This window comes from Serratia marcescens (assembly GCF_001902635.1).
Lineage (GTDB): Bacteria > Pseudomonadota > Gammaproteobacteria > Enterobacterales > Enterobacteriaceae > Serratia > Serratia marcescens_F.
The window spans coordinates 144,935-157,145 of the sequence record NZ_MJAO01000007.1 but is presented as its reverse complement, the minus strand read 5'-3'; the positions used below and the strand labels follow the sequence as shown (position 1 = coordinate 157,145).

The window sequence follows — 12,211 nt, the reverse complement described above, 5'->3', positions numbered from 1 at the left end:
GCCGCCGGGAGCCGATGACGCATGTCTTTGATTGAACGCTATATCACGGTTGAGATCCGCCGCCTGGTGATGATGATCGCCGGGTTTCTGATCTTTATGTTCGCCAGCTACTCCGCCCAGCGCTACCTGACCGACGCCGCCAACGGCACGCTGGCGCTGCGGGTGGTGGCCGAGGTGGTTTTCTATAAATCGCTGATCGCGCTGGAGATGATATTGCCCGTCGCGCTGTATGTTTCGGTGGCGGTGGCGCTGAGCCAGCTGTACAGCGATGCGGAGATCACCGCCATGCTGGCCGCCGGTGCCAGCCCGCTGAGGCTGTATAAGGCGGTGCTGATACTGGCCGTGCCGCTGGCGATAGCGGTCACGCTGCTTTCGCTGTATGGCAGGCCCTGGGCATACGCCAATATTTATCAGCTGCAGCAAGAGTCGCAGTCGGTGCTGGACGTGAGCCACCTGCAGGCCGACAAATTCAACGTGAGCGGCAACGGCCGCATGATCCTCGCCAATCACGTCGACAAAACGGCCAATCATCTGACGGATGCCCTGATTTATGTGCGCGGCGGCCATCACACCAACCTGTACCGCGCGCAGTCGGTGGAGGTGCTCGACGCCTCCCCCGCCAGCCCCGCCGTGCGGCTGAAAACCGGCACCGCCTATGTGCTGGATCGCCAGGGCACCGACGACAACGGGCAAAACTACGACAGCTTTGACATCGCGCTCAAACCATTCGTGCCCAGCGCCGAGAGCCGGCACAAGTCGGCCTCGCCGGCGGAGCTGGCGCGCTCCGCCGATCCGGGCGACGCCGCTGAACTGCAATGGCGCGAGAGCCGCGGGCTGACCACCGTGCTGATGGTGCTGCTGGCGATCCCCTTTAGCCGCATCAAGCCGCGACAGGGCCGCTACGCCGCGCTACTGCCCCTGACGGTGCTGTTTACCGTGATTTTCTATGGCGGCAACATTTGCCGCACGCTGGTGGCCAACAGCTCTCTGCCGACGATCCCCGGCGTTTGGCTGGTGCCGATAGCAATGGCTGCCGGCATCGCCCTGCTGCTGGCGCGCGACTTATCCCTGCTGCGGAAACCCTCCCGATGACTATTTTTAGCCGTTACCTGATCCGCAACGTGTTCATCGGCTTCGCCGCCGCGGCCGGGCTGCTCATCCCGCTGTTCACCACCTTTACGCTGATCAACGAGCTGGAGGACGTGGCCCCGGGCGGCTACCGCTGGCAGCAGGCGCTGCTGGTGACCGTGCTGACCCTGCCGCGCAGCCTGGTCGATCTGGGGCCGTTTATCGCGCTGCTCGGCGGCATCGTCGGGCTGGGGCAGCTTTCCAAGAGTCTGGAACTGACCGCGATCCGCGCCGCCGGGATGTCGATATTCCGTATCGCGCTGGTGATGCTCGCCGCCGGGCTGCTGATGAACCTCTCGCTCGGCGCACTCGATGAATGGGCGGCCTCGCCGCTGCAGCAACGCGCGCTGCAGATGAAGAACAACGCGCTGGCGCAGTCGAACGATAACGACGTCACCGTTAACCCACTGTGGGCGCGGCGCGGCAACGAGTTTGTGACGGTCAAAACCGTCGATGAGAACGACCAGCCCCACGGCATTGAGATCTTTCGTTATCAGGCCAACCGCGCGCTGGAATCTTACATTTACGCCGACAGCGCCAGCACCACCGCCGACGGCAGCTGGCTGTTGCACAACGTGATGCAGAAACGCTGGCAAGGCGGAAAGGAGACGATTGCGCGGCAAAGCAGCCTGCCGTGGCGCTCGCTGTTCGCCGTGCCGAGCCTGAAAGAGCTGACCCTGCCGGCCGGCAGTTTCTCGCTCCAACAGCTGGATCGCTATATCGATTACCTGCAAGGCTCGGGGCAGCCCAGCACCGAATACCGCCTGGCGCTGTGGAAAAAACTCGGCCAGCCGCTGCTGGTACTGGCGATGATTCTCTTGGCCATCCCGTTTACCTTTACCGCCCCGCGCGCCCCCGGCATGGGCAGCCGATTAGCGCTCGGCGTGATCGTCGGACTGCTGACCTACATCGCTTACCAGATCGTCCTCAACCTGGGGTTGCTGTTCGCCCTCAACGCGCCCTTCACCGCCCTCGCCCCGCCGCTTTTGATCCTGGCGCTGGCGTTAGTGCTGGTTTATCGGTTTGATCGGCGGGGTTAGGGTTTAGACTCGCCGACAGCGTGCACAATAGCTTGCCGTTACAGGAGCGGGCTCAGGGAAAACCGAACGTTTTTCGCCTGCGCCGCCAAAAGAGCGGCAAGCAACTGGCAACCTACGGCTTTTATAGGCTCGATACAGGTTATTACCCTTACCTACCGCAATATCCCCAGACATTATTTGCTTCTCTTGCGTGAAATAAAGCAGATTATATATGCTGACGAATGCGAATTTAGCTTATTCTTTACAATTAACCCTCATGCGCATAACCATTCAATATCAAACCTGACTCTATTTTCAATCAACATGCCTTTCATTTTTTCGATAAAGGTTGCCCCGCATCAACGAAAATCAGTGAAACAATCCCGCCATGACGCCATTGTTTGGCAAAAAATTCTCCAATATCTTTGTGATGCAAATCACAAGATTTACATCAAAATCAATACAAATTAATTAAAATCAATAATTTAAACAACAAACATCAAAACAAAATCAAAGAACAAAAGAGAAAAATTTTCTATTTACACATAAAATTAATGATAAAAAAGGTAAGCTTTTCTCCAATGCCAGTAATATCCTAAAAAAAATATTAAAACGAGTCTCTGCCATGACAGAAAACATAACTCTCCCTTGCGCTCTTCTCGCCTGGCTCAAGCGGGAAGTCAGGCCGGCATTAGGCTGTACGGAGCCTATCGCCATCGCGTTTGCCGCCGCAACCGCGGCCCGGCATGCCGAAGGAAATATTATTGAAGTATTCGGGAAAATATCCAAAAACCTCTATAAAAACGCCGATGGCGTCCGCCTGCCGAACATACCCGGCAACGGCGTACAGCTTGCGGCGGCCATTGGCGCCGTCGGTGGTGACGCGTCGCTGGCGTTGGAAGTATTACGCGACATCAGGCCTGAGCATATTACGCTTGCCAAAAGATTAATCGATGAAAATAAAGTATGCATTCAAACATTGGACAGCGATGCGCTTATTTACGTCGAGATTACCGTCGTCACTGATATAAAACGTTGCCGGGTCGTTATCGAAGATACCCATACCCAGATTACTCATTTATCTGTCGACGGCGTGACAGATAATCTGGCGCCGCAAGCGAGTGTTGACCATCGCCATTCGGCCACGCCGCCGCGATTTTCAATTCAGGAAGCGGTGGATTTTATTCAGCACGTCGCCTACGACGATATCGCCTTCATGCTTGAAGCCGTCCAGCTCAATAGCGCGTTGTCCGCAGAGGGGCAGAGCACGCCCTACGGGTTGAATGTCAATGGTGCCCTGCGCCTGGCCGGTTTCGAACTCTTTCATCAAACCACGCTTAAGGATCAGATCGTTATCGATACGGTCGCCGCTTCCGACGCCAGAATGGGCGGTGCCGCCATGCCGGCCATGACCAATTTCGGTTCCGGCAATCAAGGCATCGCCGCCACGATGCCGGTCGTGACCCTGGCCAAACACCTGCAGCGGAGCGAAGAAGAACTGGTGCGGGCCGTCACCCTGTCCCATCTGGTCGCGATCTCCATTCATTCGCGTTACGCGCGCCTGTCGGCCCTGTGCGCGGCATCCACGGCCGCAATGGGCGCCGCCGCCGGCATGGCCTGGCTACTGAGCAAGGATTACGCCACCATCGGCGACGCCATTAAAAACATGATCGGCGACATCAGCGGCATTCTCTGCGACGGGGCATCCGCCACCTGCGCCATGAAGGTTTCCAGCACGACCGAAAGCGCCGTTAGATCAGTCCTGATGGCCCGGCAGCATTGGGTGGCAAATCGGCATGACGGCATCGTACATGAGGATGTTGAAGCCACGATCGACGCCCTGTGCAGCCTGGCCGCATCAGCCATGCAACACACCGACAGACAAATTATTCAAATCATGTCGGATAAAACAGTCCAAAAAACGCACTCTCTATAATCAGACCAAAAAAGGCCCATTTATGAAATCCGTACCCTCTATTGCGACATTGGCCGTACACGCCGGCAACCAAACCGACCCAGGGCATAACGCCATATTTACTCCCATCGTCACCGCCAGCTCGTTTATTCAACCCAACCTCGGTGAAGGCGGCGATTTCTGTTACTCCAGAGTGGCGAACCCAACGCGAAACGCCTATGAAAGCGCGCTGGCCGAGCTTGAAGACGGTATCTATTGCACGGCGACCGCCTCCGGGATGGCGGCGACGTCGCTGATACTCGAATTGCTGCCCCGGGATTCACACGTGATCGCGATGTGCGGCGTTTATGGCGGCACCTGGCGGCTCTTTGAAAAACTGCGGAAAACAACGTCGGGAATGACATTCACCTATGTCGATCTCAACGATCCTCAGGCGGTCAGCGCCGCCATTCAGGCGAATACACGTTTGATCTGGATTGAAACGCCGACCAATCCACTGCTGGAGCTGGTCGATATTCAGGAAGTCTGCCAGCTCGCCAAAGCGCGGAATATCGCTACCTGCGTGGACAATACCTTCGCCAGCGCCTGGAATCAGCGCCCACTGACCTTGGGGGCCGATATGGTGATGCTTTCCACCAGCAAATATATTGGCGGGCACTCCGATCTGATCGGCGGCGCGGTAATTACTAACCGGCAACATCTGGCCGAAAAACTGGATTTCATCAAAACGACCGTCGGCGCCATCGCCTCGCCGTTCGATGCTTACCTGGCGCTGCGTGGCCTGAAAACCCTGGATGTGCGCATGCAGCGGCAATGCCAAAATGCGCAAGCCATCGCCGAATTTCTGGAAAACCATCCCGCCATTGTCGGCGTTTGCTACCCGGGGCTTAAATCACACCCTCAATACGCCCTGTGTCAAAAGCAAATGCGTTCGGGGGCCGCCGTGGTCACCGTCCGTTTGAAAGGCGACATTCAGAGTGTGAAAGCCTTCCTGCCACGCCTGAAATATTTCGTGTTGGCCGAATCCCTTGGCGGTGTCGAAAGCATGGTTAACCACTCCGCCTCGATGTCGCATGGCGCCATGAGCCGCGAAGAAAAGGAATCCATCGGTATCTATGACACGACGCTTCGCCTGTCGATCGGCATCGAAGATGCCGGCGATCTGATCGGCGATCTCGACCATGCTCTCTCCTGCATTTCTTGACGATCATAAGGAAGACGAAAAATGCACGATTACGGGATATGGACCGTCATCACGCCTTTGGTGACTATTTTTCTGGCGATCTTTACTCGGCAAGTGATCCTGTCGCTGTTGGCCGGTATTTTTGTCGGCTTCGTCGTTATCAATCACAGCCTGCTCGGCGGGGTTGGCGCCACGCTGAACGGCATCATCGATACCTTCGCCTCTGCGGGCAATGCCCGAACCGTCGTTTTTATGGTGATGATCGGCGGTATTATGCGGCTCATTGTGGTTACCGGCGGGGTCAGAAGGCTGGTGCAGTTTTTAACCGAGAAGAACGACTATGTCACCAATAAGCGCTCCGTGCAGTTATTGGCGATGATCGTCACCGCACTGATTTTTATTGAAAGCTCCATCAATCAGCTCATTGCCGGCGCCTCCACCAAAGACCTGGCCAAACGCTACCGGGTGTCTCCCGAGAAGATGTCTTACATTATCCAGACATCCTGCGTTTCGGTCTGCTCCTCGGTCATGATCAACGGCTGGGGCGCCGCAATGATGGGCGTTATTGGCGTGCAGATCGCCAAGGGATATATCGACGGGGAGCCTTTTGAAATTTTAGCGGGCGCCATGGTGTGGAATATCATGGCCTGGTTCTCTCTGGCCTCGGTGCTGTTTTATATCCTTTCCGGTTTTTCATGGGGCCCGATGAAAAAGGCGGAGCTCCGCTTTGAGGCCAATGCCGACGCTCTCGACGATGACGATAGCGAGCCGGAGGATGACGTCATCGATCACCCGGCATGCAATTCGTTGCTTAACTTTTTCATACCCATCCTATCCACCGTACTGATGGTGCCCGTCGCGCTCTATATTACCGGTGACGGCCAGTTCTCCCGGGGCAGCGGCTCCATGTCCGTTTACTCCGGCGTGATGTTCGGCACCGCGGTTTCCTTTATCTGGTTTACCCTGCGCGGCGTTCTGAACATCGAGAACTTTTTCAAAGAGTTATATATCGGCTACGCCAGCATGGTGAAAATTAGCTCTATCATGATCCTGGCTTTCCTGATGGGGCACATTTCCGCAGAGCTCAACACCGGGCAATACATTGCCGCCGTCACTTCCGGCGTGATCCCCTCCGGCTATTCGATCGGTTTCATTTTCCTGATCAGCGCCGTGATGTCGCTGGCCACCGGCACCTCGTGGGGCACCTTCGCGATCATGATCCCTATCGGCGTGCAGCTGGGCGTCTCCCTGGGGATCCCGGTGGAATATATGATCGGCGCAGCCATTGCCGGTTCTATCTTCGGCGACATGACATCCCCGATATCCAGCGATGCCATCGTGGCCTCCATGGCGACCAACTGTGAGCATATCGAGCATATCAGGACGCAGTTCCCCTACGCGTTAGTGACCGGCGGGCTGGCGCTGCTGGTTTACCTGGCGATCGGCTTCTCTCTTTAAGCCCGCAAACCAGGCGCAATCTGGGGTCGCCTCAAGTCTGGCCCCAGTGGCAAGCCAGTGTGACAGGAAGAGGCCAAATTCGGCGTTTAACGTTTTGCAAGCCAGGCCATTAACGGCATCGCATCGCGGAATAGCGAACCTATTCCATTACAAACGGAGAAGTTTATGGAAAAAGATCGGTTGTTTTTACTCAATATGGGATTTCACGATGACCAGTATCCGGGGGAGCCGTTTTTCTGCCCCGACTGCACGTTGCTCGAAGGGCTGCTGGCGAAAAACCCTGAATTGGCAAACGCCATAGAAGTGACCTACGTCCGCTTTGAGAAACCCAGACACGCCGTTATCGAACTGACCGACGAGCAAAACCAGTCACTGCCGTTATTGGTTTTGCCGCAGGATGAACGTTCGGGACTGCCCGCGGCGGAATACCACGGCAGAGAGTGCCTGTCGGATCTGAACAGCATTATTGCCGCCTTATCGACACGGCACGCCTTCCCTAAAAAGCACCCCTAGTACGCTCTGATCGCTATCCACGCAGAGGATAGCGGCGGAGGCGGGCCACAAGGACGTGGCCATATCGCTCACCCGAACAGCCCCCCTGCTGCGTTTGGAACTGTTGAGGCATAATGCCGGGAAAGACGGGGCGAATAACCTCAGCGTGGGTAACGCCATAGCGTGGCGCCTTAGGGCGATAGCGATGGATTTTTACGCCACCGAAGCGCTTTTCCCAGACGCCGTACCGCCGCTTTCACTGCTGGAACTTTCGCTCACGCCGCAGGTGATTATGCACCCGGACTCTGACGAACTCGTGGCGCGCCGCCTGCAAATTTCCGGGCACACCATATTTAAGATGCTGCGCGGCCTGCTTGAACAAGGATGCGGCTGGGGATCCCTGCCGACGCACCTGAACGCAACTCAGTGGAAAAACGTCAACACGCGGCGTACCGAAGTGGGCAGCCAGGGGATCAGCCAAACCATGGTGACCATCTGGAAGCCGGGTAATGACCGACGGGTGCTGATTGATGAGACGTTGGCGCTGTTGCCGGGGTTGTGGCGGGAGGTTGGGGGGTGATTGCTAGAAGGCTGGGCCAGGTAAGCGGTGTATTTGGATTGGGTGTGTAACGTCGCTGCCTGATTAGCGGTGCTGTTACCGGTAGTCGATCGTGGAACTCATCACCTGCATTGTTTATCCGATCGTTCTTAAGCAGAGATTGTTGTTTTCCCCACGGCCTCCTCAACGCCTTCGCCCCACCGCTGCTGGCGCTGGATTATTGCTTTGACTGATGGCATGAGAGGGGCGGCTTTGAACAAAAAGCGGACGGATAGCTTTTAGTAACTTGTTGAAACAGCCGACAATAAAGTTCGCTACTAACATGCAGTCGTATAAGATTGGTTATGAATGCCCGGTAAAAGTTCCAATTTTTTACTATATTCTCCATTAAGAATCATCATGTAGAAATATGTCTGTTCCAACAATTACGCTAAAGGGAGTCAATTAAATCTCAATCGTGATGAAAACAGCCATCTACATATCGAATTTACTAATCAGATAGGCGGGATGCTGAATAGACCATATCAATGATGTTAACAATGGATTAGATAACAAACCTACACCGAGTCGCTTCTTTATGTAGATAGAACAACAAATAAATCATTGTAGCATTTGATTTTTCAAGCATTCATCCGTAAAATAGTCGGAAGTGTTTTCGAAACAGTATCCTACCTCCGCAGAGAACGAGTAAATGATTGAAAAAGGTAATTACTTTATTGACAGCATTGAGGAAATCGGATCCGGGGGGTGTGGAATTGTAGACAAAGTTAAAGTTTATAATTCAACAAAAGATCACTATACATTGTACGCTAGGAAAACGTTTTCTCCCAGCGCTGATAATAACACAACCGAAGTAAAAGCAGTTGCAAACCTCAGAGAGCGATTTCTAGTTGAAATCGAAACCCAATGTGAGCTTAACTTATTAAATCATGATTCGATAGTACACATTTGCTTATATGAAACAGCGTTAGAAAATCCATTCTTTGTAATGGAGCTAGGTGAATCATCTTTGGAGAAAGATATTCTCGAAAATAATCTTGATGAGTATAAAAAATGCCAAGCTGTTTTTTCAATCTTAAGTGGATTGAAAACTGTTCACGAAAAAAATTACATTCATCGCGATCTAAAACCGGCAAACATAATACGATTTTCCGGTGGAATTTATAAGTTAACTGATTTCGGTCTCGTTAAAGATCAGGATTCCTTACGAGCCCAAGTAAAAACCAGATTTGCTCCCAATGAGCTTGGTACAGAAGGTTATAGAGCTCCAGAAAGTATAGAAAGTGGTGAGTTTTTTAAAGAGTCTGATATCTATGCTTTCGGAAAGATTTTGAAAGAGTTATACCCAAACCCAAGTGCTGCACTTAAAAAGGTCATTAGTAAATGCACTGCTTATTTTTATGATGAACGATATAGAGATATCGACTCGTTGTTTATTGACTATTCTAACTCAATTAGGTAATGCTATATGTTAAAGATTAAAGAATTAGCTTCTTTCTGCTTAGCAAAGCCAGGAAAATTAATCAACGAAGATGCTTTTTTTGTACCTTTCATGCACAAAAGTGGTAACTTAGTATTCGCTGTTGCCGATGGGGTCGGCTCGTATGACGGTGCTGATAATGCTTCAACAATCGCTATGGAGTGTTTATCAAACGAGTTAGAAAACAATGAAGTGTCAATGAATAGTGTTTTTGATGCAACCAAATTAAAGCTGAGCGAACTTTCACATAATCATAGTCAACTCTCTAAAGCAGCAACAACTTTATCGATTGTAATTATTAAAAATGATAAATTAGAAATTACTCATATCGGTGATAGTAGAATTTATTATAAAGATACAAACCACAAGCTTAAGCGATTGACCCAAGATCATACTAAATATCAGGAACTCCTTGACTCTAGAGAGTTTAGCCGTAAAAAACTCAAAGAACATCAAGCTAGATTATCTCGAGTTCTGACAAAAGCACTCAGTAAAGATCATGATTTGCAATATGATTTTTACTCAATTAATTTAAATGAGATACCTAAGCATGAAGGCTGTATTTTTTTATATGCTATGACTGATGGTGCATATAATTATTGGGATAAGCGGCCCACCTTATCAGAGAAAACCATGTCAAGTCCTGTATCTTTTGCTTCTAGTCTTAAAAAAAGAATAGAGAAAGTCGATGCAGAAGATGATTACACACTTATAGCACTAAGTATATCACTTTGACTAGATAGGGCGTAAGCCCTATCATAACTCAATCATTTTTTATCGAGTGACTCAGGGAGTCCGGGGACTACTTGATTTGGCGCTAGTAGCTCAAGAACATTTTTAGCACCTTCCGAAATAATCAAAGTACGTTTTTCAGGACCTGCAAAGTATCCCATGACAGCCACTATAACACCTAACGTGAAAGCCGAAGCAAAAATGCCGGGCAATCCACTAAATGCCCATTTTACCGGTCTAATCAGATAGCGATCTTTCCATGTTTTCTGACTTAAATTATACTCATCAACTTTTTCCATGTAATGCTTCACGGCATTATTTCTTAAATCGCTAATTTGTGATTTTAATCTTTTAATAGCGTCATTATGCTCTTTCTTTAGCTTTTCTATCTCAGCCTGATAAAAAGGTGTTACATGTTCCGCAGCACCTTGAGTAACTTCAAGAAAAAGAGCTTGAGCTTTGGTTCGGTAATCATCAAGACCAACTTGCAAAGTTATTTCATGGAATCTATCAAGTTCATCTTGAATCGATTCTTCAGTCCAACCTTGACTTCGGCGAGTTTCCGCAAGTTGATTCTTCTTGACTTTGTAAATTGCATAAGCCATTAACTCTTGTGCATCATCACCGGAGGTAACTAACTCTTTGAAAACCCATCTCTCTTTTAGCTGCGTCATATTTTTTGCCAAAAAAGCCTCATATGAGGCTTTAAATTTTATTTTGTTGAGACTACTTTCTTAAAAGCATTATCAAATATTTTAGTAGCCTGTTTACTAGTAATAACGGTCGAGCCTGTTTTACTATTTTTTGCTGTAATTGTTAACTCATTAGAACTGTCAACATTTTTACGCAATACTTCTCCGCTAGGAGAGGTCACTATAGATTTAGCTTTTACGCTCTCTAAGACTGATGCGGAAATCTGTCGTAACTGTTTGTCTGAAAGCTTAAGTGATGTAGGCATGATTACCTCCTGTTCTGACTTTTAGTTTACCACCAAAAAATTTTTATATCACGGTTTCGACGAAGGAAGTGGCCGGTAGGTAGCAAATGAGACTGGCATTTAACCTCGATGATGTTCAGGCTTAACCTTCAACATAATGTTGATTACCGTGTAATTTAGCAACGTCCGCTCCAGGCATAAAGCGGTCCTCTATGCCTGACTTCCCTTCCCCCCTAGCACCGCCCCCGCCCTTTCCCTACAATAAGGGATCTGTTGAGGCATAACGCAAGGAAAGACGGTGTCGAAAGCCAATCCCAATGCCACTATCGTGGATATCGCCCGCCGCGCCAGGGTGACCAATATCACCGTTTCCCGCGCCTTCAATAAGCCCGAGCTGGTCAAGCCGGAAACCCGCGAGCGCATTCACGCCATCGCCAAAGAGCTGAACTATGTGCCCAATGCGTTCGCGCAGGGGCTGAAAAGCAGCAGCAGCCAGATTATCGGCATCGTCACCAGCAGCATGTACAACCCGTTCTATTCCGGCCTGATCAAGACCGTGTCGCGCATTGCGCGTCAGCAGGGCTACCAGATCATGCTGTTCGACACCGACGGCAGCGAAGAGGCGGAAATGCGCGCCATTCAGGCGCTGTTCGGCTACAAGGCGCGCGGCATCCTGTTGTCGGCGGTGCGCGACGACAAGCGCTACCGCCCCGCCTATCTCGAACTGGCCGAGGTGTATGGCGTGCCGCTGATCCTGATCGACCGTGACCTTTACGATCAGCAGCTGAGCGGCGTGTTCCTCGATAACCGCGAGATCGGCGTGCTGGCCGGGCGCTATCTGGCGGAGCAGCCGGAGCAGAAGCTGCTGATCATCGGCGGCCCGGCGGATTCGGAGATCACCTTAACGCGCACCGCCGGCATTGTCGCGGCGCTGCAGGGCAGCGGGCGTGAGATTCATATTATCAACGGCGACTATGATTTCACCTCGCAGGAAAGCGAGGTGCGCGCCTATCTGGCGCAGCCGGAGAACCGCCCGGATTACATCATCGGCCTGAACGGCATCATCACGCTGGGCGCCATCGACATCTGCCACGAGATGGGGCTTTATGAGCAGGTGAAGTTCTTTTCGATAGACGAGCCGCCGCGCGCCGGCGCTTACGGCCTGCACATTCCGGGGGTGTATCACGATACGCAGAAACTGGGGGAGATCGCCGCGGAGCTGCTGTTCAGCGCCATTCACAGCCCGCGCGGCGAGCTGCCGGTGCGCAGAGAGTTCTTCACCGGCTCGCTGTTGAATCGCTGACGGGC

At 51.8% G+C, this 12,211-nt stretch carries 11 protein-coding genes and 1 pseudogene; 10 read left to right on the top strand and 2 right to left on the bottom strand.

The features are described 5' to 3' along the window. Positions 1–21: 21 nt before the first annotated feature. The 9 genes and pseudogenes from lptF to BHU62_RS09035 all read left to right on the top strand — a co-directional run bounded on the left by lptF (position 22) and on the right by BHU62_RS09035 (position 9,969). Positions 22–1,092, top strand: coding sequence for an LPS export ABC transporter permease LptF (gene lptF / locus BHU62_RS09075; RefSeq protein WP_073531613.1), 1,071 nt, complete (start codon positions 22–24; stop codon positions 1,090–1,092). Beyond that, on the top strand, positions 1,089–2,168 hold the full coding sequence (gene lptG / locus BHU62_RS09070) for an LPS export ABC transporter permease LptG (protein WP_073531612.1): 1,080 nt from the start codon (positions 1,089–1,091) through the stop codon (positions 2,166–2,168). The genes lptF and lptG overlap by 4 nt, the downstream gene beginning before the upstream one ends. A gap of 604 nt (positions 2,169–2,772) precedes the next feature. Beyond that, entirely contained in the window at positions 2,773–4,083 is a 1,311-nt protein-coding gene (locus BHU62_RS09065) for a serine dehydratase subunit alpha family protein (protein WP_073531611.1), read from the top strand. Positions 4,084–4,105: 22 nt separating this feature from the next. Further along, complete coding sequence (locus tag BHU62_RS09060) at positions 4,106–5,266, top strand: trans-sulfuration enzyme family protein (RefSeq protein WP_073531610.1); 1,161 nt, start codon at positions 4,106–4,108, stop codon at positions 5,264–5,266. Between the two features lie 21 nt (positions 5,267–5,287). Beyond that, positions 5,288–6,703: a Na+/H+ antiporter NhaC family protein gene (locus BHU62_RS09055; protein ID WP_073531609.1), complete on the top strand. Its 1,416-nt coding sequence runs from the start codon at positions 5,288–5,290 to the stop codon at positions 6,701–6,703. 165 nt (positions 6,704–6,868) lie between these two features. Beyond that, positions 6,869–7,216 (top strand): DUF3088 domain-containing protein, encoded by a 348-nt coding sequence (locus BHU62_RS09050; RefSeq protein WP_073531608.1) that lies wholly within the window; start codon positions 6,869–6,871, stop codon positions 7,214–7,216. Positions 7,217–7,346: 130 nt separating this feature from the next. Next, positions 7,347–7,775, top strand: a pseudogene (locus tag BHU62_RS09045) (LysR family transcriptional regulator); the annotation flags it as partial. A gap of 670 nt (positions 7,776–8,445) precedes the next feature. Then, positions 8,446–9,216, top strand: coding sequence for a protein kinase domain-containing protein (locus BHU62_RS09040; RefSeq protein WP_073531607.1), 771 nt, complete (start codon positions 8,446–8,448; stop codon positions 9,214–9,216). Between the two features lie 6 nt (positions 9,217–9,222). After that, the gene (locus BHU62_RS09035) at positions 9,223–9,969 is read left to right on the top strand and encodes a PP2C family protein-serine/threonine phosphatase (RefSeq protein WP_073531606.1); all 747 of its coding nucleotides are present in this window, start codon (positions 9,223–9,225) and stop codon (positions 9,967–9,969) included. A 32-nt stretch (positions 9,970–10,001) separates the two neighbouring features. Here BHU62_RS09035 and BHU62_RS09030 read toward each other — a convergent pair whose 3' ends face one another. After that, on the bottom strand, positions 10,002–10,652 hold the full coding sequence (locus BHU62_RS09030; protein ID WP_139282265.1) for a hypothetical protein: 651 nt from the start codon (positions 10,650–10,652) through the stop codon (positions 10,002–10,004). A 26-nt stretch (positions 10,653–10,678) separates the two neighbouring features. Further along, positions 10,679–10,924: a hypothetical protein gene (locus BHU62_RS24890; protein ID WP_139282264.1), complete on the bottom strand. Its 246-nt coding sequence runs from the start codon at positions 10,922–10,924 to the stop codon at positions 10,679–10,681. A gap of 277 nt (positions 10,925–11,201) precedes the next feature. Between BHU62_RS24890 and BHU62_RS09025 the strand changes: the two genes are divergently transcribed. Further along, positions 11,202–12,206, top strand: a complete 1,005-nt coding sequence (locus BHU62_RS09025; protein WP_073531604.1) for a LacI family DNA-binding transcriptional regulator — start codon at positions 11,202–11,204, stop codon at positions 12,204–12,206. Positions 12,207–12,211: the final 5 nt, after the last annotated feature.